Origin of the sequence: Citrifermentans bremense R1, from assembly GCF_000426865.1 — a bacterium.
Classification (GTDB): domain Bacteria; phylum Desulfobacterota; class Desulfuromonadia; order Geobacterales; family Geobacteraceae; genus Geomonas; species Geomonas bremensis.
This window is the reverse complement of the sequence record NZ_KE384582.1, coordinates 46112-72102: the sequence shown is the minus strand read 5'-3', so window position 1 is coordinate 72102 and position 25991 is coordinate 46112. Positions and strand designations below refer to the sequence as shown.

24 protein-coding genes and 1 other annotated feature are annotated in these 25991 nt (G+C 59.9%); of the genes, 2 read left to right on the top strand and 22 right to left on the bottom strand.

Annotated elements, in window-relative coordinates; translation table 11 throughout:
- Nucleotides 1-141 precede the first annotated feature (141 nt).
- From K419_RS0120995 to K419_RS0120965, 7 genes are all read right to left on the bottom strand, one after another.
- Nucleotides 142-612 carry a cytochrome P460 family protein gene (locus K419_RS0120995; protein WP_026843254.1) on the bottom strand — a complete coding sequence of 157 codons (471 nt, stop codon included), beginning with the start codon at nucleotides 610-612 and terminating at the stop codon, nucleotides 142-144.
- Between the two features lie 87 nt (nucleotides 613-699).
- The gene (locus tag K419_RS0120990) at nucleotides 700-1590 is read right to left on the bottom strand and encodes a carotenoid biosynthesis protein (RefSeq protein WP_026843253.1); all 891 of its coding nucleotides are present in this window, start codon (nucleotides 1588-1590) and stop codon (nucleotides 700-702) included.
- Nucleotides 1591-1927: 337 nt separating this feature from the next.
- Entirely contained in the window at nucleotides 1928-2998 is a 1071-nt protein-coding gene (locus tag K419_RS0120985) for an MlaD family protein (protein ID WP_026843252.1), read from the bottom strand.
- 67 nt (nucleotides 2999-3065) lie between these two features.
- Nucleotides 3066-3842, bottom strand: a complete 777-nt coding sequence (locus K419_RS0120980) for an MlaE family ABC transporter permease (RefSeq protein WP_026843251.1) — start codon at nucleotides 3840-3842, stop codon at nucleotides 3066-3068.
- A complete protein-coding gene (locus K419_RS0120975) occupies nucleotides 3839-5311 on the bottom strand; it encodes a hypothetical protein (RefSeq protein ID WP_026843250.1) in 1473 nt (490 codons plus the stop codon). The genes K419_RS0120980 and K419_RS0120975 overlap by 4 nt, the downstream gene beginning before the upstream one ends.
- 232 nt (nucleotides 5312-5543) lie before the next feature.
- A complete protein-coding gene (locus tag K419_RS0120970; RefSeq protein ID WP_026843249.1) occupies nucleotides 5544-6071 on the bottom strand; it encodes a 3-isopropylmalate dehydratase small subunit in 528 nt (175 codons plus the stop codon).
- Nucleotides 6072-6168: 97 nt separating this feature from the next.
- A complete protein-coding gene (locus K419_RS0120965; protein WP_026843248.1) occupies nucleotides 6169-7452 on the bottom strand; it encodes a 3-isopropylmalate dehydratase large subunit in 1284 nt (427 codons plus the stop codon).
- 163 nt (nucleotides 7453-7615) lie between these two features.
- Here K419_RS0120965 and K419_RS0120960 point away from each other — a divergent pair, with 163 nt between their 5' ends.
- Nucleotides 7616-8644 carry an LOG family protein gene (locus K419_RS0120960; protein ID WP_026843247.1) on the top strand — a complete coding sequence of 343 codons (1029 nt, stop codon included), beginning with the start codon at nucleotides 7616-7618 and terminating at the stop codon, nucleotides 8642-8644.
- Between the two features lie 221 nt (nucleotides 8645-8865).
- A complete protein-coding gene (locus K419_RS0120955) occupies nucleotides 8866-9072 on the top strand; it encodes a cold-shock protein (protein WP_015836808.1) in 207 nt (68 codons plus the stop codon).
- 116 nt (nucleotides 9073-9188) lie between these two features.
- Here the strand turns inward: K419_RS0120955 and K419_RS0120950 are convergent, their stop codons facing one another.
- The 15 genes from K419_RS0120950 to pyrH form a co-directional block, all read right to left on the bottom strand.
- Nucleotides 9189-11057 (bottom strand): MXAN_6640 family putative metalloprotease, encoded by a 1869-nt coding sequence (locus K419_RS0120950; RefSeq protein ID WP_026843246.1) that lies wholly within the window; start codon nucleotides 11055-11057, stop codon nucleotides 9189-9191.
- Entirely contained in the window at nucleotides 11057-11518 is a 462-nt protein-coding gene (locus K419_RS0120945) for a hypothetical protein (RefSeq protein WP_226377752.1), read from the bottom strand. The genes K419_RS0120950 and K419_RS0120945 overlap by 1 nt, the downstream gene beginning before the upstream one ends.
- 254 nt (nucleotides 11519-11772) lie before the next feature.
- Nucleotides 11773-13320: a 2-isopropylmalate synthase gene (locus K419_RS0120940; protein WP_026843244.1), complete on the bottom strand. Its 1548-nt coding sequence runs from the start codon at nucleotides 13318-13320 to the stop codon at nucleotides 11773-11775.
- A 136-nt stretch (nucleotides 13321-13456) separates the two neighbouring features.
- Nucleotides 13457-13697: a binding site (T-box leader), on the bottom strand.
- A gap of 128 nt (nucleotides 13698-13825) precedes the next feature.
- The gene (gene pssA / locus K419_RS0120935; protein WP_026843243.1) at nucleotides 13826-14578 is read right to left on the bottom strand and encodes a CDP-diacylglycerol--serine O-phosphatidyltransferase; all 753 of its coding nucleotides are present in this window, start codon (nucleotides 14576-14578) and stop codon (nucleotides 13826-13828) included.
- A 32-nt stretch (nucleotides 14579-14610) separates the two neighbouring features.
- Nucleotides 14611-15270 (bottom strand): phosphatidylserine decarboxylase family protein, encoded by a 660-nt coding sequence (locus K419_RS0120930; RefSeq protein WP_026843242.1) that lies wholly within the window; start codon nucleotides 15268-15270, stop codon nucleotides 14611-14613.
- Nucleotides 15271-15443: 173 nt separating this feature from the next.
- The gene (gene ilvN, locus K419_RS0120925; RefSeq protein ID WP_012531175.1) at nucleotides 15444-15935 is read right to left on the bottom strand and encodes an acetolactate synthase small subunit; all 492 of its coding nucleotides are present in this window, start codon (nucleotides 15933-15935) and stop codon (nucleotides 15444-15446) included.
- 255 nt (nucleotides 15936-16190) lie between these two features.
- The gene (gene ilvB, locus K419_RS0120920; protein WP_026843241.1) at nucleotides 16191-17891 is read right to left on the bottom strand and encodes a biosynthetic-type acetolactate synthase large subunit; all 1701 of its coding nucleotides are present in this window, start codon (nucleotides 17889-17891) and stop codon (nucleotides 16191-16193) included.
- A 157-nt stretch (nucleotides 17892-18048) separates the two neighbouring features.
- Complete coding sequence (ilvD, locus tag K419_RS0120915) at nucleotides 18049-19710, bottom strand: dihydroxy-acid dehydratase (protein WP_026843240.1); 1662 nt, start codon at nucleotides 19708-19710, stop codon at nucleotides 18049-18051.
- 156 nt (nucleotides 19711-19866) lie between these two features.
- Nucleotides 19867-20559, bottom strand: a complete 693-nt coding sequence (gene tsaB, locus K419_RS0120910; RefSeq protein ID WP_026843239.1) for a tRNA (adenosine(37)-N6)-threonylcarbamoyltransferase complex dimerization subunit type 1 TsaB — start codon at nucleotides 20557-20559, stop codon at nucleotides 19867-19869.
- Between the two features lie 18 nt (nucleotides 20560-20577).
- Nucleotides 20578-21642, bottom strand: coding sequence for an RIP metalloprotease RseP (rseP, locus tag K419_RS0120905; protein WP_026843238.1), 1065 nt, complete (start codon nucleotides 21640-21642; stop codon nucleotides 20578-20580).
- A gap of 95 nt (nucleotides 21643-21737) precedes the next feature.
- Nucleotides 21738-22895, bottom strand: a complete 1158-nt coding sequence (locus K419_RS0120900; protein WP_026843237.1) for a 1-deoxy-D-xylulose-5-phosphate reductoisomerase — start codon at nucleotides 22893-22895, stop codon at nucleotides 21738-21740.
- 40 nt (nucleotides 22896-22935) lie between these two features.
- Nucleotides 22936-23727, bottom strand: a complete 792-nt coding sequence (locus K419_RS0120895) for a phosphatidate cytidylyltransferase (RefSeq protein WP_026843236.1) — start codon at nucleotides 23725-23727, stop codon at nucleotides 22936-22938.
- 33 nt (nucleotides 23728-23760) lie between these two features.
- The gene (locus K419_RS0120890) at nucleotides 23761-24510 is read right to left on the bottom strand and encodes an isoprenyl transferase (RefSeq protein ID WP_026843235.1); all 750 of its coding nucleotides are present in this window, start codon (nucleotides 24508-24510) and stop codon (nucleotides 23761-23763) included.
- Nucleotides 24511-24616: 106 nt separating this feature from the next.
- Nucleotides 24617-25174 carry a ribosome recycling factor gene (gene frr / locus K419_RS0120885; protein WP_026843234.1) on the bottom strand — a complete coding sequence of 186 codons (558 nt, stop codon included), beginning with the start codon at nucleotides 25172-25174 and terminating at the stop codon, nucleotides 24617-24619.
- Between the two features lies 1 nt (nucleotide 25175).
- On the bottom strand, nucleotides 25176-25898 hold the full coding sequence (gene pyrH / locus K419_RS0120880) for a UMP kinase (protein ID WP_012531184.1): 723 nt from the start codon (nucleotides 25896-25898) through the stop codon (nucleotides 25176-25178).
- Between the last annotated feature and the right edge of the window lie 93 nt (nucleotides 25899-25991).

The following is a 25991-nucleotide window of genomic DNA, read 5'->3' as shown; positions in this document are numbered from 1 at the left end:
CTCCAGTTTGGTTGGGCGCAATTATAGCATGTTGTTTGGGGCTAGAGGCGTCCTCCCCCGCCGGGCTTCAGCTGCCGGAGGGGAGGCAAGCCCAGGGGGGAGGCTTTCAAGGGGAAAAAGGAAACGGCGGTCGACGCAGCGTCATTTGAAGTCGGCGTACCTGGAGATTACGTAGTCCCTGTCCTTCGCGTCTTTTTCGTGGCAGCCGAAGCAGTCTCTTTTGCCGTCGAGCCCGGAAGGTTTCCCATCGGGGGTGAACCCGGCGAAGCGCCAGCCGCCGGTCTGCTGCTCTTTGCTGTCTTTTTGCATCACGACGATCATGTTTTTCTTGCCCGGCACCTTGTTGCCGTTTTCTTCCTTGATGGAGTAGTTCACCGCGACGAACCGGCTTCCGTCCGGGTAGGCCCCGCCGCTTTTGTAGCTTTTCATCGCCTTCTTGTCCACGTAGATGTAGTGGATGCCGTAAAAGAGCGACTTTTTGTCCGTGTCGATCCGGGCCTTGCTCTTCTCCCACTTCTCGTATCCCTTGGGAAGAGCGGTCTGCCCCGCCGCCGCTGCCGCCGTTGCGCCGAGGATGGCGCCGAGAACCATCAGGGAAATTGCCTTTTTCATGTCAAGCCTCCGCTTTGTGTGAATTTTAGTCCCGAAAACTGCCCAAAAATACCATACGCCCCCGCCCTTTCAAAGGGAGAGGCTGCGTTAATTCCTGTCCCCGCCCGGGCGTCCTACGCCGGCCGAGGTCGCGTTCGACCAGGGAAACTCCGCCAGGTGCGCCGCCAGTTCATCCTTGTGGTAGCGGTCCACCTTCTGGAAAAAGAGCACCGCCGCCATGGCAACGGGAAGGGTGTAGATGAAGAAGCCGGTGATGGCCATCAGCCGCTCGCCGATGTAGAGCGTGACCGTGAGGTTGAAGGCGACCACGCAGAGGTAGAGAAAGGGGCCGTAGAAGGCGCGCAAAGGGGGCGCGGCGACACCGGCTGGCTTCTCCTCCCCCCTGCCCCCGAAACGGTCGATCAGCTGCAAAGCGGCAACAAGCAGCGCGCTCACCAGCAGCCAGCCGAGATAGTTGGAAATGGGGATCCCGAAATGTGCTCCCACCTCTTTGTAGCCGTAGATCCTCCCTAAAAACCACCTGCTCCCCTGCAGAGCGACCGGGTCGGTGATTATATCCAGGAAGACCTGGAACAAGGAGGCGAGGAACAAGACGGAAAAGGAGCGTCTCAAGCGCCCTGTTTCCAGAAGCACGAGGTCCCGCCCGACCCGCTTGACCGGCCCTAGTACGAGGAGCGCCGTGGCGTAGCTGCAGTAGGTGAGAAAGACGTATGAGAGCGAGTCGAAGAAAGGGACCCCCGCCACCCAGAGTTCGCGGTCCCTTGTCGTGTCCACGTAGTAGTACCAGCCGTAGGGAAATCCGGTGTTGATGGAGCTGTACTCGGAGGCGAAGGCGATCAGGTAGCCGGCGACGGTGAAAAGGATCGTCTTTCTCCATCCCAGGTGCAGCACGGCCGCCACCAGGTAGGTCGCGAAGAAGGCGAAGACGTAGGGACGCATGGTGATGGTCCCGATGGCTATGTCGAGGATGTCTGTCACAGAAAGGCCTCCGAAAGATGCGGGATCTTAAAACCAAAGCATTTACCACAAAGGACACAGAGGTACACAGAGGAAAATCTGGGGAACTGCAAAGGCAAAAGACCTTGAGGTGTCTCCCCCGAGCTCTATTGCTTCTCTATGTGACGACTTTCACGGGAACTCAGCGCAGGATCACCTGCACCGGGAAATTTTCCTCTGTGTCCGCCTTGGCCTTGCCTCCGTGACCTCTGTGTTCCAGGGTGTTCGGGGGGTAAGGTCCGGGGCGTAAAAAGGACAGGCTACCGTTGCTGCAGTAGCCTGTCCCCTGTCTGCCGTCTTTTAACTTTAAGCCGGTTGTTTAGAAGAGCGTCCCCACGATGGAGCCGATGACGGAGATGGGGCCTGCGTCTCCGAGACCGTCCATGGCCCGCTCGGTCTTCTTGAGCGTGGCGGTGGTGTCGCGGTAGAGCTGGTCCTCGTTGACCAGTTTCCCCAAGGTCCCCTGGCCGGAGTTGATCTTCTGGGTGATTTCCTTCACATTTTTCGAGGCCTCGCGCAGGTCGGCATAGAGCGTCTCGTCGTTGATCAGCTTGCCCAGGGTCCCTTCGCCGCGGTTTACCTTGGCGGTGATCTCCTTCACGTCCTTCAACCCGGCGTTCAGGTCCTTAGCGCCTGACCTGAGGTCGGTGATGAGCGCGGAGGCATCGCGATAGACAGTGTCGTCGTTGACCAGCTTCCCGAGGGTCCCCTCGCCGCGCTCTATCTTCCCAGCCACGTTTTTCAGGCTCTCCACGGCGCCGCTTGCGTCATCGAAGAGCTTTCTTTCGTTCAGAAGCAGCGCAAGCGACCCCTCGCCGCGATCCATCTTGCCGGTGATGCTGTTGATGTTGGAGATGGACTCCCTCAGGTTGCCGCGGTTTTCGTCCAGCATCACCGAGATCTTCTTCAGGACTATGTCCTGGTTGCGGTCCAGGTTGTTGACGAACACCTTGGCGTCCTTCACCACGTCGCTTAAGTTGTCGACGATGATATCGATGTTGGCGACGTCCTTCCCTTTCACCACCCCGCCCGGCTCCAGCAGCGGCGCGTTCGACGAGCCGAAGGAAAGCCCCAGGAACTGGCCGCCCAGAAGGTTGGTGAGCCTCAATCCCGCGACGGTGTCGGTCTTGATCCTGGTACCGGGCTTTACCTCGAAGTTGATCTCTATCTTGTCGTTCAGGATGTTGATCCCCTTGATGCGCCCGACATCCACGCCGGCAAGCCGCACCGGGTCCCCCACCTTCAACCCGGTGATGCTGGTGAGATAGGTCTTATAGGGGACGTTCTTCTCGAACGGGTTCCACTTCTCACCCACCTCGAGGAGCACCCCCAGGATGATGAGACCGAACAGGAAGAACATGCCGACCTTTTTTTCTACCGAAAGAGCCATAAATCCTCCAAAAGACAAAACAGCAAAAGACCTGCAGCGGCGCGTCGAACCGGCCGCGGCCGGGCTGCTACAAAAGCACCCGGGTCAGGATGTAGTCCGCGACCAGGATCAGCATGAACGACAGCACCACGGACCTGGTGGTGGACTGGCCGATGCCACGGGCGCCGCCGGAGGTGCTGAAACCGACGTAACAGGAAACCAGGGCGATGATGGAGCCGAAGGCGACCGACTTGGTGAGGCCGATGCCGATCTCCTTGATCTTCAGCGCATCGGTGAGGCTGTCGTAGTAGGTCGCGTAGGAAACGAAGATCTGGGGGTGCAGGTTGCTGATCAGCGCACCCCCGATGATCCCGATCACGTCCGAGTAGATCACCAGCGCCGGGACGCAGACGATGCAGGCGATGAAACGGGGCATGGCGAGGTAGCGGACCGGGTTGATGTCCAGCGTCTTCAGGGCGTCAATCTCTTCGTACACGGTCATGACCCCGAGTTCGGCGGCCATGGCTGAGCCGCAGCGTCCGGCGACCAGGAAGCTGGTCATGACCGGGCCGAGTTCGCGCACCATGGAATGCCCGACGATGGCGCCGATGATGTTCTGCCCGCCGTATTTTTGCAGCTCGACCCCGGTCTGCAGCGCCAGCACCATGCCGACGAAAAAGGCCATTACCGAGGCGACCGGGAGGGTGTCCCAGCCTATGACCGCCATCTGGGTCAGGATGCTCTGCACGTTGCGCGGCGCCTCGCGCAGGAAGTAGATTATCTTCCACTGGAGGATGACCATCTCCCCCAGCACCTGGTTGAAATAAAGCACCCGTTTGCCGAGCGGTTCCAGAAATTGCGTCACTTATGCCCCCATTTGAGGCCGAAGGGGAGCCACAAAAGGCTCAGGTCCTCTTCTTCGCCGTTGCGCTTCAGGCTGATCAGCCCCTTCAACAGTTTGAGTTCCCGCTCCGACTTGGTGTTGCGGTAGGAGATAAGCGGGAAGAGCTCGTAGGCCAGCTCGTCGCCGCGCCTTTCGTGCCAGTACAGGTTCCAGAAAAGCGTGGAGGCCGAGTTCCCGGCCTGGTCCCAGCGGCGCTGGTAGATGCGCCACAAAGGCGCCCAGTTCTTCTCGATCCCTTCCTTGTCGAGTATGGATTCCACCGGCGCCGGAAGCGAGACGGAGGAGACCCCGTCGGTGGTCCTGTTGTAAAGGTAAAGAGGCCAGAGCGTGCTGCGCTGCCTGTCGTGGCCGTCCTTGGGCCAGTACTCGTGGTTGCTCCGGTACAAGAAGAAGAGGACGCGGTCGATCTCCTGACGGAAGATGTCGGATTTGATCTCCTCGTGCTTGTAGATGGGCCAGAAGTACCAGCTCTTCTCCCACTCGGGACGGGTCTCGTGCGAATAGAAGGGAAGGTAGGAATCCTTACTCCAGTTTTCGCCTCGCACCGTGCCGACCAGGGGCCAGAGGTAATTGACCTCCTCGTACTTCTTCTCGCGGTCCTCGGTGTAGCCGAAGAAGGGCCAGAGGTAGGTGCGCGAGGTCTTCTTGGGCGAGTCGGTCGAGGCGTAGAGGGGGAAGAAGGTCTTTTTCTGCGTCGGGTTGTCCGTGTCCAGCCCCGACTTCTCGGACAGGTAGAAAGGCCAGAGCACGAAGCGCTTCTGGTACACCCCTTCTTTTTGCGACTGGCCGTAGAGCGGGAACACCTCGAAGCCGTCTTCCTTATCCCCTTTTGTACTGGAAAAGATAGGCCAGAGGTAGTGCTTGGTGGTGGTCCCCTTTTTCACCGCCGAACCGTAAAGCGGAAACAGGACGAAGTGGTATTCGTCGCGCCAGAAGCGCTCATACGTGTCGCCGTAGAAGGGGAAGAAGGCGCGGTAAGGGCCGTACTTGGCAGACGTTCCTGAGACGTAGAAGGGGAAAAGCAGGGTCGACTTTTCCTGTTCCGCCCCCTCCTGTTTCCGGTAGGTGGTCTTGCGGAAGAGCTGCAGGGCCGTCGAGGTGTCTGACTCGGGGGTACTCTCGTGGTACGCCAGTGGGTAGAGGTAATAGGTGGAGTCCGCCTTCTCCGTCGTATGGCTGCTGGTGTAGAAGAAGGGACGGATGGCGAAGTCGGTATCTTCCCCTTTTTTCTGGTACTTCACGATGGGACCCAGAAGCGAGAGGTTGCTGAAGCCTTCAGCCGGGCTTTCCCGGTAATCCACGAGCGGCCAAAGGGTAAAGATGGTACCTTTGCCCCCCTCGACCGCACCCTCCCCCTCGTCGGCACTGCTTGAGCCTGCAAAGGCGAGCATCAACAAGGATGCCGTTATGAACTTCCTGAGAACTGGCATGAACCTCTTCTAGTAACCTTTCGTTAAAAGGACAGCACCGGATAGTAACTGCTGCCGTCGCACCTAGTCAACCAAAATATATGGTGACCGCCCCGCTGACAGCAGCAGACCTCGAAGGGTGATTATGTCAACAAAGTCGCGACTGTCAATCAAGAACGACAGGAAAACAATGAGGCAGGAAACCGTCGGGTCTCCTGCCTCATTGTTTTCGGACGCTGTTAGTGCCCTGCTGCTAGTATTTGCTGTCGGCGTAATCCACCCAGCCGCCGGCCAGAACCAGAGCTTTGTCAAAGGGAGAGATCTCGAACTGCATCGACTCCTGACGTCCCCCCCCCTTGATAGTGAGAGTGCCGTTTTCCACGTCTACGTCGACGGTGGCGTCGGCTGCGCCGGCAAAGCCGAAGAGGCGGTCGATCTGCTCAGCGGTGAGTTCGATGGCTGCCATGCCGCAGTTGAACATGTTCTGCCTGAAGATCCTGGCGAAGGACTGGGCCAGGACCACGTTGATGCCGTTCACCTCGAAGACCCAGGGAGCGTGCTCGCGGGAGGAGCCGCAGCCGAAGTTGGCGCGGGTCACCACGACGCCTGCGCCGTAGGTCTTCTCCGACTTGGCGTCGAAGCCCGGCAGCTTCAGGTCTTCGAGCAGGTAGGGCTTCAGGTCTTCCTTGGTGATCTCCGTCAGGTATTTTGCCGGGATGATCTCGTCGGTGTTTATGTCGCTACGGTCCAGAAAGAGGGCCGGGCCGCCAAATTTTTTCATATCTCATCTCCTGAAAGTCGAAGTTCGCTTCATGAGTAACGCCGCCGGTAACGGTTGGGCGTTAATCGTCAATTGTCAATTATCTATTGTCAATTGGTTACAGGTAGTTGCGCGGATCGGCGATCTTGCCCTCGATGGCGGAGGCAGCTGCCGTCGCCGGGGAGAGGAGATGCACCATCCCCCCCTTGCCCATCCTCCCCATGAAGTTGCGGTTGGTGGTGGAGGCGCAGACTTCGCCTTCGGCGAGGACGCCGTTACTCATGCCGAGGCAGGCGCCGCAGGTCGGGTTGGTGACGCAAAAGCCTGCGTCCATGAAGATCTGGATCAGCCCTTCGGCAACCGCGTCCTTGTAGATCTGCGGCGTTGCCGGAGAAAGGATGGCTCGTACGTGGGAGGCGATCTTCTTCCCCTTGAGGATCTGTGCTGCAACCCTGAGGTCTTCCAGCCGGCCGTTGGTGCAGGATCCAAGGTAAACCTGGTCCACCTGGGTACCGGCCATCTCGGTCACGCTCTTCACCTGGTCCGGTTTGTAGCCGAAGGTGCAAAGCGGGGCGAGGTCGGAAAGATCGAGATCGATCACCTGCTCGTAAGCGGCGTCGGCGTCCGAGCACCAGACGCTGTAGGCGGCAAGCGCCTCTTCCTTCGAGCCGAAGGATCCGGAGATGAAGGGCCAGAGGTAATCGACGGTGACCTGGTCCGGCATGCAGATGCCGGAGGTGCCCCCCGCCTCGATCGCCATGTTGCAAAGCGTCATCCTCGATTCCATGGTCATCTGGGCCACGATCGGCCCGCCGAACTCGATGACGCGGTCGGTGGCGCCGTTAACACCAAGGTGCCCGATCACGCGCAGGATGGCGTCCTTGGCGAAAACCCCTTTGGGGAGGGTGCCGTTCAGGTTGACGCGGATGGTCTTGGGCTCGCGGAAGGCGCATACCCCCTTGAGTATCCCCACTTCGAGGTCGGTGGTGCCGACGCCGGCGGCGAAGGCCCCGAAGGCGCCGTGGGTGCAGGTGTGGGAGTCGCCCATGATCACCGTGTTACCCGGGCGGATGAAACCCTTCTCCGGGAAGAGCGCGTGGCAGACGCCGTTGGCCCCGATGTCGAAGAAGTCCTTGATGTCGTGCCGCCTGGCCCAGTCGCGTAGCATCTTCGCCTGGGTGGCGGTCTTGGAGTCCTTGCTCGGCGTTACGTGGTCGATGACCGCCTTGATCTTGGTGGGGTCGAAAACTCTGTCTTTACCGCGCGCCATCAGATCGGCGATGGCGATCGGGGTCGTGATCTCGTGGCACATCACGACGTCGATGCTGAGCACCTTGGTGCCAGCAAAAGGCTCATCAACCAGATGGGCCGCAAATATTTTTTGAGCCGTAGTCATACCCATAAATAGCGCTTCCTTTTGCGATTGGATTGGAGGTTTTACCAATCGCCACAATAATAAAATACGCCCCACAAATCAAACTAATAATTGTTCAATGTTATTAAACATTTGCCCTTAGGATTCACCGTGCTATAATGGCCGCCTCATTCCAACAGGGAGCGCCTTTATGCAACTTCGTTTTAACAGAACAAACGATGAAATCGACCAGATGATCGACCAATTGATGGAGAAAGCCGGAGGGGTGCACCACCCGGATCTGGCACGCGAGATGATCATCTCCGCACTCAAGGCGGGGCAGGACACCGACTACCTGGCCGACCTCAAACTTCTGAGCAACACCATGAAGGAGATGCGCTACACCACGAAGATCTTCGCTCCCTACCGGCACAAGAAGAAGGTAACCATCTTCGGTTCGGCCCGGACCAGCCCCGAAGAGCCTATGTACAAGAAGTGCATCGACTTCGCCGCCCTTTTGGCGCGGAAGGGGTACATGATCATCACCGGCGGCGGCGGCGGGATCATGCAGGCCGGAAACGAAGGAGCCGGCAGCGAATCATCCTTTGCCGCCAACATACGGCTCCCGTTCGAGCAGTCAGCAAACCCGGTCATGCTGAAAAACCCGCGGCTCATCACCTACAAATACTTCTTCAACCGCAAGGTAGCCTTCGTGAAAGAATCCGACGCCATCGCGGTATTCCCGGGCGGATTCGGGACGCTCGACGAGGCGATGGAGGTATTTACCCTGATCCAGACCGGGAAGACCTCCCCCAAACCGCTGGTTCTCGTTGACGACGAGGAAGGGTACTGGGAACACTTCTTCAGGTTCATCAAGGAAAGACTGCTGGTTATGGGGTTCATTTCCGCAGAGGACTTCTCCATCTTCACCATCACCAAGAGCTATGAGGAAGCGGTCCAGGTCATCGAGGAGTTCTATACCAACTACCATTCTATGCGGTTCGTTAACGGCGAGCTCATCATCCGTCTAACGAAAATTTTGGCTCCCGAGCAGATCGAGATGCTGGAGAACGAATTCCCCGAATTGAGATTAGACAACAGCCGCATCGAATTAATTAGCGCCCGGCCGGAGGAAGCTGACGAGCCGGATCTCCTTGATTTGCCGAGGATAGCCTTCCACTTCCACCACCAGCACTACGGGCTGCTGATGGCCTTCATTAGGCGGCTGAACACCTTCTGAGAGGGCGATCATAAAAAAAGTGTTCTGAAAATATTTTCTTGACAAGGTTATTATACGATGTTAATTTTTATCCCAGCAGCTAGTTTCGGAAGTTGACAGCGTCGAAAAGCCAAAGGGTTCCAACCACTTTGCGCCGTTTCCAGCCTAGAAACTCTCCGGAAATTGCAGCATCAAACGTAGATCCGGCAGAGTTCCGGAGGTAACAAAAAGGAGGCAGGAAAATGGCACAGGGGAAAGTGAAATGGTTTAACGACGCAAAAGGATTCGGCTTCATCGAGCAGGATAACGGCGAGGACGTGTTCGTGCACTTCTCCGCTATCACAGGGGACGGCTTCAAGTCCCTGGCCGAAGGGGAGTCTGTTTCCTTCGACGTCACCAACGGGCCGAAGGGTCTGCAGGCAGCCAACGTGAAGAAGATCGGCGCCTAACAGTCGGCACAAATGCAAAAAGGCCCCGCCGGAGCGATCCGGCGGGGCTTTTTTTGTTCTTAAGAAACATCCCCTCCCAATTTGACCTCTGGACGCCCCTTCAACTACCCTCTCCCTTACCGCCGCACCCGGACCAGAGCGAGCTTCCTCCGCCTCGCTATCCCCGCTCCGCCCATCAGCAGCAGCACTGTCATGAGCGCTCCCGCCGGATGCTCGACCGACAGTACCACAGGCACCAGCATAACCCTCACCCCACCCTTCATCCATTCGTGCTCCGCGATGATCTCGGCGATCGGCGGGCTCAACCGGTAATAGAGCGAGACGAAGAGCCGCCCCGGCGCGTTGGTGAGAAGATGGCGGTCCCGGAATTGTCTCAGCTCGGCGACCTTGGGATGCAGATAACTCCCGTATGCTGCGGTGGCGATGAAGCACCCGCCGCCGCTTGAGCCTCCCCCGCTAGTAGAAGAGCTCTGCTGGACAGGGACAGTCAGACGGTTGGCATCAAGCGCAAGGCCGTCCGTACTGAGGGTAACGCCATCACTCACCAGACTCTCATCTACCGGGAAAGCTGGAGTGACGACCACTGGACTACCCATGTCACCATTGCTGTTATTGCAGATGACGAGGTACACCACATCACCGGCCTCAAACGACGGGACAGTGACGCTCTGGGACGATGCGTTGTAGGGGTACTCCGTTACTCCAAGGGAGTTAACCTTCTCTGCTGCTACAGCTATCGACGCGGGAAGAGTGGCGAAGTTAATTTGTAGAGAGCCACTTGGCAAAGACGGCTGGTATTTGTAAACCGCGAATGTGTAGCCAGACGGAAGATTAAATGAGGGAGCCTGGATGGAGCCGGATCCGGTAAAAGTCTGTGCCGGAGCGATAGTCGGAATTCGTGCAATATCACCCACATGGCTGAGCCAGTTCTGTAGCAACATCCTCTTTGCGAAACCGAAAAAATTATTGCCAAGATTACCCTTCAGTACTGTGTCAAGGACGGGTACTAACGGAACGTCAATACCGTCATTGACGGAAGTAGCACCAGCAGGTACAGGTTGATCTCCTATCTCTTTCCAGACAGAACGAATGGCAGTCCTGCTACCTTGAGTTTCAGCAATATATCTATTGAAAACCCAGCGACCGTACTTACTATTCCCGACTGCCTGCGCATTAAGAGGTATAGAAGAAGCATCAGGAAGGTAATCATCGATGTAAGTATAAAGTTGATTACCCGAGTCATAGACCTCGTCCTCCATCCAGGTTGAGGTCATCTCTGCAAAAATCATATTGAAGTATGCGTTGTAAGCGAACTGTATTGCGTGATGGAATTCATGAGCCGCTGTTATCCTAAGACTCGTTTTCGCATCATAGGGCCCTCCTGGCTGATCGACATACAGCCTTGAGGTGAAGGACCTGTCTATTATGATGTAACTGGGGTAGGACGTTGCGGTAACGCCAATATTGTCGTTCTGGGTATAGCCGTACACTGACTCAGCCACCAGGTCAGCTAGATAAATGTCATATCGAATACCCGGAGGAGCTTTATACCCCATTTTATTTATCTCAATGTCGTAAACATACTCAAAAACGCCAGCTACAGTCTCGACCCAGTCCGGCACCCCATTACCGTTAGCATCAGTAGTGTCAACCGCATTAGCACCAGTAGTGCTGTAGTGAATCGAAAAATGCCCTCCCACGGGATTACAGACATACGGCAAGGACGGCCGGGTAAGATATGACGCTAGAGCCTTTTTCGTAGAGGATTCAAGTTGCTTCCAATCTCTCTTTAGCTCACGGTATAAGGGAGTACGACATCGTTCTACCTTAACTGTTTGAGATTGGCTAACTGAAGACACCGCTTTGACAGAATGAACCTGCTGCGCGAACTTGGACAGGTAATAGTCATCAAGGGCTGCAGCGGAAGCGACCGCGGGAAGGAGCAGCGTGACGCAGAGCGCGCACAGAGTAGAAAACTTGGCCACTAGTCCACCATCCTTTTTCCCACCCTCAGTGGGAGTAGTCGGGTCGTTCCGCTCTCAATCTTGACCTCGACGCCTTGTTTGCCGACCCGGTAGATCCCGGTTGGCAGAGCCGTTGCAAAAAAACCATTTCCATCTGTCTGCACAGTCAGTATCGGCCTGTCGCCGGTTGAGATCTGCACCTCCTGCATCGGCACCGGATGGTACCCTCCTGCCGGTTTCAGCTTGCCGCCGTAGGACTGTACGTAGCAGATGCCGGCCAAGGCGCCTGTACCAACCGGCAGTTTCTTCGCCATGAGTTTCACTTCGCTAGTCTCGACCATCGGAACAACCCCGTCCTGGACCGCGACGAAGATTCCAGCCTCAGGCTTACCTGGGACAAATTGCCCACCCTCGAAATGAAAATAGGCCCACTGCCCGGCGGGTCGCCGCGCCAGCGCGCTGGCGTCAAAAGAAAACAGCATCACACTCAGGGCCAACAGCAACAACGAAGGGAATACTCTCATAGCAGGTACCATTATGTATCGGGTGACATGTCAAAATGGTTGAGAGAAAATGCTCGCTGGCAAGCCGAAGGAAAGCTGAAGACAAGGGAGCATTTTAAAAAGGGACATCGAAAAAACGCCTGTAGCATTACACAGGCAGCTGACAATTAACAACAAAAAAAGGAAGCCCCTGAGCGGGACTTCCTTTCTTGTCTCTGCCTGTGTCTGCTATTTTACAGCGTTTCCAGATCGCGATCGGTGGCGGAGTAGAGCCGGTTCAGCGCGTCGATGTAAGCCTTTGCCGAAGCCTCGATGATGTCGGTCGAGGAGCCGCGTCCGACCACGGGGGTCCGGTCCTCCTCGGTGATGCGCACCGTGACCTCGCCGATGGCGTCGGTGCCGCCGGTGATGGCGCCGACGTTGTACTGCAGAAGCTTCACATCGCGCTTGGCGAGCTTCTTGATCGCCTTCATGGTCGCGTCTACCGGCCCGTCGCCGAGCTCCGCCGCGCGCACCTGCATGCCGTCGATCTCCATCTGCACCGTCGCGGTGGCGACGGCGAAGGATCCGCAGGTGACGGTGATGTGGGAGAGCTTGTACTTCTCCTCGATGTTCTTCGCCTCGTCCAGCACGATGGCGTCCAGGTCCTCGTCGAAGACCTCCTTCTTCAGGTCGGCGAGGGCCTTGAACCTGGTGAACGCCTTGTTGAGCGCTTCCTCGTCCAGCTCGTGCCCGAGCTCTTCGAGCCTCTTTTTGAAGGCGTGGCGGCCGGAGTGCTTGCCGAGCACCAGCGCGCTCGCCTTGAGGCCGACCGACTCGGGAGTCATGATCTCGTAGGTGGACTTTTCCATCAGCATGCCGTGCTGGTGGATCCCCGCCTCGTGGGCGAAGGCGTTGGCGCCTACGATGGCCTTGTTCTGCTGCACCACGATCCCGGTGACCTGGGTCAGCAGGCGGCTTGCCGGGGTGAGCTGGTCGGTGACGACGTTGGTCTTGAAGGGGAGGATGTCGCCGCGGGTCCGGATCGCCATGACGAACTCTTCCAAAGAGCAGTTGCCGGCGCGCTCGCCGATGCCGTTGATGGTGCACTCCACCTGCCCCGCACCCGCCTGGACCGCGGCGATGGAGTTGGCGACGGAGAGCCCCAGGTCGTTGTGGCAGTGCACCGAGATGATGGCGTCGTCGATGTTTTTGACGTTGTCCTTTAAGTACTTGATGATGTTGAAGTACTCGAAGGGGATGGTGTAGCCGACCGTGTCGGGGATGTTGACCACCGAGGCCCCGGCGTCGATCACCGCGCCGACGACTTCGGCGAGGAACTTAAGATCGGTGCGCACGGCGTCCTCGCAGGAGAACTCCACGTTGGCGGTGTAGGAGCGCGCCCTCTTCACACCCTTGACGGCGCTCTCCAGCACCTGCGCCGGCGTCATCTGCAGCTTGTACTTCATGTGGATGTCGGAGGTCGCGATGAAGGTGTGGATGCGCCCCTTGTCCTCGGCGTACTTGAGCGCCTCCCAGGCGCGGTCGATGTCCTTGAACCCTGAACGGCAAAGGCCGGCGATCTCGGGGCCCTTGATGTTCTGGGCCACCTTCTTGACCGCCTCGAAATCACCCTCGGAGGCAATGGGGAACCCGGCCTCGATGACGTCAACGTTCAGTTTCTGCAGCTGCTTGGCGAGGCGAAGTTTCTCCTCGATGTTCATGCTGGCGCCTGGGGACTGCTCCCCGTCTCTGAGCGTGGTATCGAAGATCTTGATGGTTCTTGGTTCCGTGTTGTTCACGTGCGCTCCTCCTGTGTGAAGTTGGGCTGCATCAAATTTCCCTCCCCTGCCTGCCGGTCAAAGCAAGGTTCCCGGCAAAAGCCAGGGGAGGTTCCGCGAGCCATGGTTGCTGAAAATAAAAAAAGCCTCCGCCCCAGCAAGGGGCGAAGGCTTTCAGAAAGCTTCCGCGGTACCACCCTCATTCATCCGCATCATGCGGACCTCGTTTACCCTTTACGCGGGTGACGGCCACAGCTAGCACGCGCTACCGAAGTAGAACACCTGTTTCACTGCAGCGGCTCAAAGGCGAGTTCACCTTGCTTCCTCACCGGTTCGCACCAACCACCGGCTCTCTGAAGGGGAAGGGAAAGGCTACTACTCCTCATCACTGCCTTTACATTTCACGCGATAATAGGAAAAACCGCCGACTGCTGTCAAGCGGTTTTTCCGTTTCAATGATTAAAACGATGTTGGCGGCAGGCTGCGCACTCTCAGGAGCGGGCTCTAAATCGGTCCTGCGGCGGCGCTACTGCTGCCTTTTCATCCCCTCGTGCGCCCGGTGCATCGCCCGCTCCAGCCTGCGCCGGCGCGGGTAGGTGAGCACGAATCCGACCGGCCCCGAAAGGATGTAGCAGGTGAAGATGGTGAACAGCATGGTCACCGGCTCTGCCGCGATGACGATCAAAAGGAGCACCGCCAAGACCAGAAAGGCGAACGGCTGCCGCTTGATGAGGCTCGGGTCCTTGAAGGAGTTATAGCGGACGTTGGAGACCATGAGCAGCGCCAGGAAGTAGATCAGGACCAGGATCAGAAGCTTGTTGTAAGAGGCGGGCCAACCCATGTGGTAGAAGAAGAGCACCGTCGCGGAGACCATGCTGGCGGCGGCGGGAGTCGGAAGGCCTACGAAGCGCTTGCTCTCGACCGTGTCCACCTGCACGTTGAACCGGGCGAGCCTTAGCGCGGCGCAGACCAGGAACAGGAACCCGGCGAGCCAACCCAGCCGCCCGAAGGGGCGCAGGGCCCAGCAGTACATGAGCAGCCCCGGCGCAGCCCCGAAGGAGACCACGTCGGCTAGAGAGTCGAACTCGACGCCGAACTTGCTGGAAGTCCCGGTCAGGCGGGCCACCTTGCCGTCCAGGCCGTCGAAGATGGAGGAAGCAAGGATCCAGAGCGCGGCGGTGCGGAAATCGCCGTTGACGGTGGAAACCATGCAGTAAAATCCGGCGAAAAGGCTTCCGGCGGTGAACAGGTTGGGGAGGATATAGATCCCCTTGCGCATCCCTTCCCTTTCGACTCTAGGTGTTTCTTCACTCACGGCAGTATCCCCAGTACGGTCTCCCCTGCAACCGTTTTCTGTCCCATGATCACGTCTATCCTGGTCCCGAGCGGGAGGTAGATGTCCAGGCGCGACCCGAAGCGAATCAGGCCGTAACGGCGACCGCGGCTCAGGGAGTCGCCGGTCTTGGCGTAGCAGACGATGCGCCGGGCGATGAGGCCTGCCACCTGCACCACGACCATCCTAAGCCCTGCGGCCGTCTCCAGCACGAGTCCCTGCTGTTCGTTCTCGAAGCTGGCGCGCTCGTCCCGCACGTCGAAAAATTTTCCCTTGGTGTAAAAGCCGTCCACCACCTTGCCGCTGATCGGCGCGCGGTTCACGTGGACGTTGAAGACGGACATGAAGATACTGATCTTTTCGAACTCGCCGTTTGTGTGCGGCTCGATCACCTTCCCCAGAAAGATCACCTCGCCGTCGGCAGGGGCAACCACGGTGTTCCCGTCGCCGGGCGTCGCGCGCTCGGGGTTTCTGAAGAAGAAGACGGCAAACACGGTAAGTACGAAGAAGAGAGTGGCAGGGACGAAGAATCCGCAGTGCAGGAACTGCCCAAGCAGCGCCAGCAGCAAGGTCACTGCGGCGAATCCGGCTATGAAGGGGTACCCCTCTACAGCGATCGGGGTATCAGTGTTGCGCATCAATGTACCTCATTGTCAGTAGTATCCGACGCCATCGGCGTCGTGAGCGGATCCCGCCCGGCGTAAGGGCGATAAAAAGGCCGGATTCGGGCGGACTCCACAACAACGCGGGAGTATAGCCCGAAAACGGCCTTCGGTGCAACGAAAGATTAAAGAGAAGGCGCGCCCGCGGGCTACCCCTTCCACCCCTTGGCGCCCCGCCCGATCACGACCGGCCCGGTGCTGACCAGTTCCTTGAGACCTAGCGGCCTCAAAAGTTCAACCATGGCGCTGACCTTGGCCGGAGCCCCGGTCGCCTCCAGCGTGTAGGACTTCGGGGTGACGTCGATGACCTTGGCGCGGAAGATATCGGCGATCCTCAGCACCTCGGCGCGGCTTTGGTCCTCGGCCGAGACCTTGACCAGCACCATCTCGCGCTCGATGGCGTTTTCCGGTTCGAAGTCTATGACCTTGATGACGTCGATCAGCTTGTTGAGCTGCTTGGTGATCTGCTCGATGATCTGCTCGTCGCCGCGGGTGACCAGCGTGATCCTGGAAAGCGCCTCGTCATTGGTGGGAGCGACGGTGAGCGAGTCTATGTTGAAGCCGCGGCCGGAGAATAGGCCGACCACGCGGGAGAGAACCCCGAATTCATTCTCTACGAGCACTGCTATGGTGTGTTTCATAAAACCCTCCAAAGGCGGGTCTAAAGGCAATTGACAATTGATAATTGACAATTGACAACGATAAACAACGCGCCTTAAAGAACTGAAGACATCGACAATGTGCAAATAGCAATCGTCAACGACTATCTAAGTGAATGGAAATCCCCTTTAACCGCAATGACAGTAATAACTGACTGATGACTTTTCGTTGTCAATTGTCAATCGTCAATTGTCAATTGGGTCACGCCGTCAATTGGGTCACGCCGTCAATTGGTTCTACGACGCCAACACCATCTCGGTGAGCGACGCTCCGGCGGGCACCATCGGGAGCACCTTCTCCTCGCGGGCGACCTTGAACTCCATCAGGACCGGGCCGTTGGTGGCAAACCCTTTCTTGATCACCTCGTCGACCTCGTCGACCTTGGTGGCCTGGAGACCGGTGGCGCCGAAGGCCTCGGCGAGCTTTATGAAGTCGATGGGGAGTTCCATGCAGGTGGAGGAGTAGCGCTTGTCGAAGAAGAGCTCCTGCCACTGGCGCACCATGCCCAGGAAGTTGTTGTTCAAAATGACGATCTTCACGTTGAGCCGGTTCTGCACTATGGTGGCCAGCTCCTGCAGGTTCATCTGGAAACCGCCGTCGCCGCAGACCACCATCACCTGGCGCTCGGGGAAGGCCGCCTGCGCGCCCATGGCCGCGGGAAGGCCGTACCCCATGGTGCCGAGGCCGCCGGAGGAAAGAAGGGTCCTGGGTGTGGTGAAACCGAAGAACTGCGCGGTCCACATCTGGTGCTGCCCCACGTCGGTGGCGACGATGGCGTCGGGGTCGGAAAGGGCGCGCAGCCTCTGGATCACGTACTGCGGCTTGATGGTGGTGGTGGACTGCTTGTAGGACATCGGGTGCTTCGCCTTCCACCCCTCGATCTCGGCGGTCCAGGGGGCGATGGCGTCCTGGCATACCTTCGCGTCGGGGCAAACCTGCTCGGCCGCCTTCAGCATCTTGGCGAGGACGTCCCGGACATCCCCCACGATGGGGAGGTCGACGCGGACGTTCTTCTTGATTGAGGTGGGGTCGACGTCGACGTGCACGATCTTCGCGTGCGGTGCGAACGAGGCGATCTTGCCGGTGACGCGGTCGTCGAAACGGGCGCCGATGGCTATCAGGACGTCGCAGTTCGACACGGCCATGTTGGCGTAGTAGGTGCCGTGCATGCCGAGAAGCCCCAGCGACTGCGGATCGTTCTCCGGGAAAGCGCCGAGCCCCATGAGGGTGGTGGTGACCGGTATGGCGAGGCGCTTGGCAAAGGCGGTCAATTCCGCCGCTGCGTTACCGAGGATGACGCCGCCCCCCACGTAGATCACCGGCCGCTTGGCCTGGGTGATCATGGTGACAGCCTTCTCCACCTGCTTCGGGTGCCCTTCGAGGTTCGGCTTGTAGCCGCGGATCTCGACCGTCTCCGGGTAGTGGAACTCGGCCTGCGCCATCTGCACGTCCTTCGGCAGGTCGACGAGGACCGGGCCGGGGCGGCCGGTTCGGGCGATGTAGAAGGCCTTCTTCATGATGGTGGGGAGTTCTTTGACGTCCTTCACCAGGAAGTTGTGCTTGGTGCAGGGACGGGTGATGCCGATGATGTCGGCTTCCTGGAAGGCGTCGTTGCCGATGAGCGCTGTGGGGACCTGCCCGGTGACGATCACCATCGGGATGGAGTCCATGTAGGCGGTGGCGATGCCGGTGATGGTGTTGGTGGCGCCCGGGCCGGAGGTGGCTATGGCGACGCCGACCTTTCCTGTCGCGCGTGCGTAGCCGTCCGCCGCGTGCACCCCTGCCTGCTCGTGACGCGGCAGGATGTGCCTGATCTCCTTGAACGAGAAGAGCTCGTCGTAGAGGTTGATGACCGTACCCCCGGGATAGCCGAAGATCGTGTCGACCCCCTCCCGTTTGAGGCACTCCAACAGAATTCGTGCGCCGTTCATTTTCATGTTATTCCCCCATGCCGCGGCAGTTTGCCTGCCTGCTATTGATCGATCCCGGGCTTGGTAAGCCTGGAACCACTAGTAATGAAGCCGTCCCCTGAGGCCGACGCCGCCATGGTAAAGGCGTGCCTGCCCCTGCCCCTTGGTAAAGGGGGTCGAGGTTTTATTCAGCGGTGGTGATGGCGCCGGTGTGGGCCGAGGTAACCACCTTCGCGTAGCGGGCGAGCCAACCCTTCTTGATCTTCGGCTCGGGGGCGACCCAGCGGGCGCGCCGTTCTGCCAGCACCTCGTCGCTCACCATGACCTTGAGCGAGCGTGCCGGAATGTCCAGTTCAATGGTGTCGCCGTCTTCGATGAGGCCGATCGGGCCGCCGGCCGCCGCTTCGGGCGCAATGTGGCCGATGCAGGGGCCGCGGGTGCCGCCGGAGAAACGCCCGTCGGTGATGAGCGCCACGGAATCCCCCAGACCAAGCCCCATGAGCGCCGCGGTGGGAGCGAGCATCTCGCGCATCCCCGGGCCCCCTTTGGGCCCTTCGTAGCGGATGACGACCACGTCTCCCCCCTTCACCACGCCACCCATCATGGCGGCCATCGCCTTGTCCTCGGAGTCGAAGCAGCGCGCGGTGCCGGTGAACTTCATCATCTGGTCGGATACGCCCGACTGCTTGACCACCGCCCCCTTGGGGCAGATGTTGCCGAAGAGGACGGCGATGCCCCCTTCCTTCTTGACCGGGTTGGTGAGCGGGTGGATCACTTCCTCGTCGACACCCTTCAGGCTCGCCGCGATCTCCTTGGTGCTGAGCCCCATGAGGGTCGGGCAGTCGTGGATCTTGTCGCCCAACTGCTTCAGCACACCGGCTACGCCGCCGGCGACGTCCAGGTCTTCCATGAAGTGCTCGCCGGCCGGGTTCATGGAGGCAAGCTGCGGGGTCTCCTTGGCGAGGATGTCGAAGGTCTCCAGCGGCAGTTCGACGCCAGCCTCGTGGGCGATGGCCAAGAGGTGCAGCACCGTGTTGGAGGAGCCGCCCAGCGCCAGGTCAACCCTGATGGCGTTCTCGAACGCCTCGCGTGTCAGGATGGAGCGCGGGGTGATGTTCTGGCGCACCAAGTCGACGATGCGCTCGCCGGAGGCGAAGGCGATGCGGCGCTTGAGCGCGGAGACGGCGAGTGCGGTGCCGCAGCGTGGCAGGCTCATGCCGAGCGTCTCGGTGAGTATGGCCATGGTGTTGGCGGTGAAAAGCCCCTGGCAGGAACCCATCCCCGGGCAGGCGTTCTCCTCGCAGCGAGCGAGCTCCGCGTCGTCGATGACCCCCGCCTTGTAGCGCGCCATGGCCTCGAAGGTGTCGGTGACGAAGGAATACTTACGACCTGCGTCGCCGCGGCCGCTCATCATGGGGCCGGCGGTGACCACGATGCAGGGGATGTCGAGCCTCGCGGCAGCCATGAGCATGCCCGGGGTGATCTTGTCGCAGTTGGTCAAGAGCACGAGGCCGTCCAGGCGATGCGCCTCGGCGACCGACTCGACCATGTCCGCGATCAGCTCGCGGGTGGGGAGGGAGTAGTGCATCCCCTTGTGCCCCATGGAGATGCCGTCGCAGACCCCGGGGATACCGAAGAAGAAGGAATAACCGCCTCCGGTGTGAACCCCCTTCTCGATGAAACGCTCCAGGTCGCGCATGCCTACGTGCCCCGGAATCAGATCGGTGAAGCTGGTAGCGATGCCGATGAACGGCTTCCCCATCTCGCTTTGCGGAAGCCCGGTCCCTTTCAAGAGCGCGCGGTGCGGGGTCCGTTCCAAACCTTGGGTGATAGTGTCGCTACGCATATAGATTTCCCCTTAAACCGGCGCGACCCTGTTCGGTATCGCCAAACCGGCAGTTGATATGGTTAAAAACAGAGTGTTTAAGAGAGGTTATAGGAGAACGAAGGATGGGACAACATAATACATTAAAACTGAACTGTCAACAGCTACCAAACGGCGTTAAAGTGCGTCGCGGCGGCGTTTGGCGATCTCCGCCTCGGAGGCGCGCAGGTAGGTGGGGTTCAGCAAAGCAAGCGGGGTGAACTTCCCGGAAAGCGCGGCTTCCCGCGCGATGACCGCACCGGCGCAGGCCCGGGGGAGGTTGGCGTGCCAGGGAGGAAAGATGGCGAGCTCCCCCAGGGTCGAGACGATCAGTTCGCGGTAGCGCACGGCGCCGTCGCCCACGAAGATGGTGGGCTTTACGATCCCCGAAAGAAACTCCTTCGGCCCGATCACCGCGTCTGGGCGGAGCGTTTCGGGAAGCGAACCGCAGCGGTAAAGCGCGGCGTAGACCTCGCCCTTGCGGGCGTCGTACATGGGCGCAACCGGGTGGGAGCTGAAGGGAAGGTTCATGGCCAGCATGGCCAAGGACGAGAAACCGACTACGGGCTTCCCGGTGGCCAGGGCAAGCCCCTTCACCGTGGCGATGCCGACCCGGACCCCGGTAAAGGAGCCCGGCCCCAGCGAGACCGCGAAAGCGTCGAGCCCCTCGGGGGTAAGCTTGGCCGCCTTCAAAAGGCCCGAAACCGACTCCAGCAGGCGCCCGGAGTTGGAACGGTCCTCGCCCAGGATGCACTCGCCCAAAAGGGTGGAGCCGTCGCTCAAGGAGACGGAGGAGCAGTTGCTGGAGGTGTCGATGGTGAGTAGCTTCACGTCGGTTTCCTGTGGCCGCTACGCCTTTTGGGCGAACATGCGGGCGATGTCGTTGTAAAAGGCGAGCATCATGAGGCCGATCAGGAGCACGAGCCCCACCTGCTGGGCGATCTCCCGGGCCCTCTTGCTGACCGGTCTCCCCGTCACCAGTTCGATCAGGAAAAACGCCAGGTGCCCGCCGTCGAGAATCGGCACCGGCAAAAGGTTCAGGACGCCCAGGTTCACCGACAAGAGCGCCACGAAAGCGAGGAAGCTCACCCCGCCGGCTGCCGCCTGTTCCCCCGCCATCTTCACGATCATGATCGGGCCGCCGATGTTGTCCAGCGGGATGGCGCGCTCGACCAGGCGCACCAGCGAGAGCACGGTGAGCCGGATCACGTTCCAGCACTGGGCGCTCCCCCTAGTTATCGCCTCACCCGGGGGGAAATGGTCGATCACGGTCTCGCCGGCTGCAACCACGCCTATCACCGGCTGGGTCACCGTGTCCCCCAAGAGGTTCTTGCTGGTGCGGCTCTCGGGGACCATGGTGAATTTCATGGGGGTCTGGCCGCGCTCTACCTCAACCTCGACCGGCGCGAGCTTCCCCTCCGAGATGATCTTCGCGAAGTCGTCCCAGCGCGCCACGGGCTTGCCGTTTACGGAGCGGATGGTGTCGCCGGCCTTCACGCCTGCCTTGGCGGCGGGTTTATCGGCAACGACGTCCCCCACCTTGGTGGTGACGGCGGGAACCCCAACCATGAAGATGATGATGAAAAGGATGTAGGCGAAGAGCAGGTTGAAGATGGGCCCCGCCGCGACGATCACGATCCGCTGTAACACCGGCTTTTCGGCGAAGGAGCGGGCACGGTCCTCTTCGGAGATCTCGACGTCCTCCCCCTCCCCGACCATCTTCACGTACCCCCCCAAGGGGAGCGCCGACAGGAGGTACTCGGTCTCGCCCACCTTCCTGCCGTAGATCTTGGGGCCGAAGCCGAGAGAGAATTTCTCCACCCCGACCCCGAAAGCCTTGGCGAAGAGGAAGTGTCCGAGCTCATGGAAGAAAATCAGAGCCCCGAGGGCGATGATCGCGAAAAGTATGCTCATAACGTTTCCTCAACCGGACGGCGGCCGGCAACCGGACCGCACCGGAAAGCTGGTGCCTTCGCGTGCCCTATTGCACCCGAAGAAAAGCCTTTGTTTCAGCAGCCTACGCCAAGGACTTCCTTGGCGGTTCTCCTACCCCAGCGGTCCGCCTCCAGCACCTCTTCGATCGATGCCAGCGTGTGCGGCTCGTGCAGGTCCATCACCTTCTCGATCGCCTCGGCTATGGCCATGAAGCCGATCCTTCCACCGAGGAACGCCTCGACGGCGATCTCGTTGGCGGCGTTCATGACCGCCGGCATGCTTTCCCCGGCGTCAGCCGCGCGGTAGGCGAGTTGCAGAGCGGGGAAGCGGTCCGTGTCGGGCTTGAAGAAAGTGAGTCCCGAAAGCGCGGTGAGATCGAGCGCCTTGACCCCGGAGGGGACGCGGCCCGGGTAGGTGAGCGCGTAGGCGATGGGCCCCTTCATGTCGGGTGTCCCCAGTTGCGCCATCACGCTCCCGTCCACGTATTCCACCATGGAGTGGATGATGCTTTGCGGATGGATGTTCACCCCTATTCTCTGCACCGGTATATCGAAGAGCCAGCGGGCCTCGATCACCTCGAGCCCCTTGTTCATCATGGTGGCGGAGTCAACCGTGATCTTCCTCCCCATGCTCCAGTTGGGATGGTTGAGCGCGTCGGCAACCGTCGCGGCTTGCAACTTCTCTCTTCCCCAGTTGAGGAAGGGGCCGCCGGAAGCGGTGAGGATCACCCGGGAAATGTCCTGGCTGCGGTGCCCCGCCATGGACTGGAACACCGCGCAATGCTCGCTGTCGACCGGGTAGAGCTTCACCTTCTTCTCGCGCACCATCTGCATCACCAGGTGGCCTGCGGTTACCAGCGTCTCCTTGTTGGCGAGCGCCACGTCCTTTCCCGCCATGATCGCGGCCGTGGTGGGAACGAGCCCGGCGGCGCCGACGATGGCCGCCACCACCATGGTGGTTTCGGATGCGGTCGCGGCGGCTATCATCCCCTCCACGCCGTGCATTATCTCGGGCTTTTTGCCGGTGAGCGACCGGCTGAGGGCCTGGGCCTTCTCGGCGGTCAGCACCGAGACCAGGTTCGGCCTGAAGGTCTCTATCTGGGTCTTTAAGAGTTCGAGGTTGTTCCCTGCGGTAAGCGCCACCACCCGGAACATGTCGGGATACGCTTTGACCACGTCGAGGGTGCTGACCCCGATGGAACCTGTGGAACCTAGGATGGTGAGGTTTTTCATTGTCCCTCGCAGTTATCTCGCCGGAAGGCGCCACGCTTTATCAGCGAAGCAGGAAATAGGCGTAGTAATACGCGGCAGGCGCCGCAAAAAGTATGCTGTCCAGCCGGTCCAGTATCCCGCCATGCCCGGGGACGATGGTGCCGGAATCCTTGACCCCGCAGCTTCTTTTGATCAGCGATTCGAAGAGGTCCCCCAACTGCCCCAACACGCCCAGAAGGAGCGCCGTGGCGATGCAGTCAGAGATTGCCAGCTCCGGGAAGAAGGTGTATCTGGCGATCACGGCGCCGATAAGGCTGCCCGCGAGCCCTCCCAGGGAACCTTCGATGCTTTTTTTCGGGCTCACCGCAGGGTAGAGCCTGTTTTTGCCGAAGGTGGAGCCGACGTAGTAGGCGGCGCTGTCGCCGGCCATGACGATGACCATGATCAGGAAGAGCCAGGAGATGCCGTGGGGGAGCATCCGGATCAGGACCAGGTGGGCAAGGAGCAGCGGCACGTAGAGGAACCCCATCAGCAAAAGGGCCGCGTCTGGTGCCGCCTGCCGGATCTCCTTCAGCCTGAAGAGCGAAACCAGACAGAAGGCGAGCACCAGCAAGGTAAGCGCCATGAGGGGGAGGACGGGATTCCCGGCGAAGATGGTGAAAAGGGAAAGCGCACCTGCCGCGGCGGCCGCCCTCCCCTCGCCGCGACGGGCAGGGAGCGCCATCCGGTAGAACTCGTCAAGCCCCAAAAGGGCGAGCAGGAAAACCAGCAGCGAAAATTGGAATGCCGAGGCCTTCAGGATGAACAGTATCACAAGCGGCAGCAGCACCGCTGCGGTGGCTAGTCGTTTGATGGCGTACTCCTATGGGGCTTCCCCCCGGGAAGATTAAGCCTCGGGCTCGCCTTGGCAGAGCTGTTCGCTGGTCAAGCCGAATCTGCGCTCCCTGGACTGGAAGTCCCGGAAGGCGCGGGCCAACTCGTTGCGGTCAAAGTCGGGCCAGTTCACCTCGGTGAAGTAGAGCTCCGCGTAGGCCAACTGCCAAAGGAGGAAGTTGCTGATGCGCATCTCCCCGCTGGTCCTGATCAACAGGTCCGGGTCCGGGATCCCGGCGGTGAAGAGCGAGCCGGCGAAGCTTGCCTCGTCGATCGCCTCGGGGTCGAGCCTTCCCGCCGCCGCATCCTTGGCGAGCCTTTTGGCCGCCGCTACGATCTCCTGGCGGCTGCCGTAGGAAAGCGCCAGGGTGAGCAGCATGCCGCGGTTCCCGGCGGTCTTCTCGATGGCGCTTTCGATCTCGCGGTTCACGTCCTCAGGGAGGTCGCCGCGGTTTCCTATCACGTTGAAGCGGATGTCGTTTTGCATCATCCGCGCGGTCTCGCCGCGGATGTATTGCTTCAGGAGCGCCATCAGTGCCTTGACCTCGGTCTTGGGCCGGAGCCAGTTTTCGGCGGAGAAGGCGAACAGGGTCAAATAGCCGATGCCCAGGCGCGAGCATTCCTCCACTATCACCCGGACAGTCTCAACTCCTTTTTGGTGCCCAACGATCCTGCGTAACATGCGCTGCTTGGCCCAGCGGCCGTTGCCGTCCATGATGACGGCGAGGTGCACCGGGAGGTTCTTCCGATCTAAGCTATCCATGACCATCCTGAAAACAAAAAATCCCCGGCGGGTCGGGGGTTTGCGCAAATGGAGAGGGGCCGGTCGGTCAGCAGGGGGGAGTGCGCCCCCCCTGCCGCACAGGCCGTTAGACCTCCATAACCTCTTTTTCCTTGTGGAGCAGCACCTCGTCCACCTTGGCGACGTGGCTGTTGGTGGAGTCCTGGACTTCCTTCTCGGCGCGCTTTTGCTCGTCCTCGGAAATGGATTTGTCCTTCTCCAGCTTCTTCAACTGGTCGATGGCGTCGCGACGGATGTTTCTCAGAGCGACCTTGGCGTCCTCGGCGTCACGCTTTAGCTGCTTCACGATATCCTTGCGCCTCTCCTCGGTGAGGGGGGGAAGAGTCAGGCGGATCATCTTGCCGTCGTTGGCCGGGTTGAGCCCCAGGTTGGAGTTCATGATGGCCTTCTCGATGGGCGCGATCATCTTCGAGTCCCAGGGCGAAATGGTGATGGTGCGCGCCTCGGGGATGGCGAGGGTCGCTACCTGGTTCAGCGGCGAAAGGGTGCCGTAGCTGTCGACCTTGATATCGTCCAACAAAGAGGTGCTGGCGCGGCCGGTGCGCACCTTCTGGTACTCTTTCCTGAGCGATTCTATGGATTTGTCCATGTGGACGTTCATGCTGGAGATGACATCCTTGACCATGCTATTCTCCTTCCTTGACGAGGGTACCGATCGGTTCACCGTTGACCACCCGGACGACGTTGCCGTCGGTGGTCACGTCGAAGACGATGATCGGGAGGCTGTTGTCCATGCAAAGCGAGATCGCGGTGGCGTCCATTACCTGGAGCCCCTTTCTCAGCACCTCGAGGTAGCTGAGCGTCCCGTACTTGGTGGCGGTCTTGTCCTTGGCCGGGTCTGCGGAGTAGACGCCGTCGACCTTGGTCCCCTTGAGGATCACGTCGGCGCCGATCTCCATCGCCCTGAGGCTTGCGGCGGTATCAGTGGTGAAGTAGGGGTTGCCGGTGCCGGCGCCGAAGATGACCACCCTTCCCTTTTCCAGATGCCTGACGGCACGCCTGCGGATGTAAGGCTCGGCCACTTCGGCCATGGCGATGGCGGACTGCACGCGGGTGTCTACACCGACCTTCTCCAGCGCGTCCTGCATGGCCAGGGAGTTGATCATGGTGGCCAGCATCCCCATGTAGTCGGCGCTGGCGCGGTCCATCCCCTTGGAGGAGGCCGCGAGGCCGCGGAAGATGTTGCCGCCGCCGATCACCAGCGAAAGCTCGACCCCCAGTTCGACCACCTGCTTCACCTCGCGGGCGATAGCGGTGATGGTGTTCGGGTCGATGCCATACCCCTGCTCGCCACCAAGGGCCTCGCCGGAGAGTTTCAGAAGTACTCTTTTATAATGAGGTTCTCCCATCGTTGTCACCTTACCTTCTTTGTTGCGGGAAAAAAACTGCTGTTGGATCGGATTGGGGAGCCGGATGGCCGGCTCCCTTGATCAGCGGGGAAA

What these genes read in the sequence shown, in the direction of transcription:
- ilvN (WP_012531175.1), bottom strand. Translation starts at nt 15,935, where the DNA reads ATGAAACACACCATAGCAGTGCTCGTAGAGAATGAATTCGGGGTTCTC.
- rseP (WP_026843238.1), bottom strand. Translation starts at nt 21,642, where the DNA reads ATGAGCATACTTTTCGCGATCATCGCCCTCGGGGCTCTGATTTTCTTC.
- ilvD (WP_026843240.1), bottom strand. Translation starts at nt 19,710, where the DNA reads ATGCGTAGCGACACTATCACCCAAGGTTTGGAACGGACCCCGCACCGC.
- K419_RS0120985 (WP_026843252.1), bottom strand. Translation starts at nt 2,998, where the DNA reads ATGGCTCTTTCGGTAGAAAAAAAGGTCGGCATGTTCTTCCTGTTCGGT.
- pssA (WP_026843243.1), bottom strand. Translation starts at nt 14,578, where the DNA reads ATGCGCAAGGGGATCTATATCCTCCCCAACCTGTTCACCGCCGGAAGC.
- K419_RS0120900 (WP_026843237.1), bottom strand. Translation starts at nt 22,895, where the DNA reads ATGAAAAACCTCACCATCCTAGGTTCCACAGGTTCCATCGGGGTCAGC.
- pyrH (WP_012531184.1), bottom strand. Translation starts at nt 25,898, where the DNA reads ATGGGAGAACCTCATTATAAAAGAGTACTTCTGAAACTCTCCGGCGAG.
- K419_RS0120995 (WP_026843254.1), bottom strand. Translation starts at nt 612, where the DNA reads ATGAAAAAGGCAATTTCCCTGATGGTTCTCGGCGCCATCCTCGGCGCA.
- K419_RS0120975 (WP_026843250.1), bottom strand. Translation starts at nt 5,311, where the DNA reads ATGCCAGTTCTCAGGAAGTTCATAACGGCATCCTTGTTGATGCTCGCC.
- K419_RS0120955 (WP_015836808.1), top strand. Translation starts at nt 8,866, where the DNA reads ATGGCACAGGGGAAAGTGAAATGGTTTAACGACGCAAAAGGATTCGGC.
- frr (WP_026843234.1), bottom strand. Translation starts at nt 25,174, where the DNA reads ATGGTCAAGGATGTCATCTCCAGCATGAACGTCCACATGGACAAATCC.
- K419_RS0120890 (WP_026843235.1), bottom strand. Translation starts at nt 24,510, where the DNA reads ATGGATAGCTTAGATCGGAAGAACCTCCCGGTGCACCTCGCCGTCATC.
- K419_RS0120930 (WP_026843242.1), bottom strand. Translation starts at nt 15,270, where the DNA reads ATGCGCAACACTGATACCCCGATCGCTGTAGAGGGGTACCCCTTCATA.
- K419_RS0120970 (WP_026843249.1), bottom strand. Translation starts at nt 6,071, where the DNA reads ATGAAAAAATTTGGCGGCCCGGCCCTCTTTCTGGACCGTAGCGACATA.
- ilvB (WP_026843241.1), bottom strand. Translation starts at nt 17,891, where the DNA reads ATGAAAATGAACGGCGCACGAATTCTGTTGGAGTGCCTCAAACGGGAG.
- K419_RS0120945 (WP_226377752.1), bottom strand. Translation starts at nt 11,518, where the DNA reads ATGCTGTTTTCTTTTGACGCCAGCGCGCTGGCGCGGCGACCCGCCGGG.
- K419_RS0120965 (WP_026843248.1), bottom strand. Translation starts at nt 7,452, where the DNA reads ATGGGTATGACTACGGCTCAAAAAATATTTGCGGCCCATCTGGTTGAT.
- K419_RS0120960 (WP_026843247.1), top strand. Translation starts at nt 7,616, where the DNA reads ATGCAACTTCGTTTTAACAGAACAAACGATGAAATCGACCAGATGATC.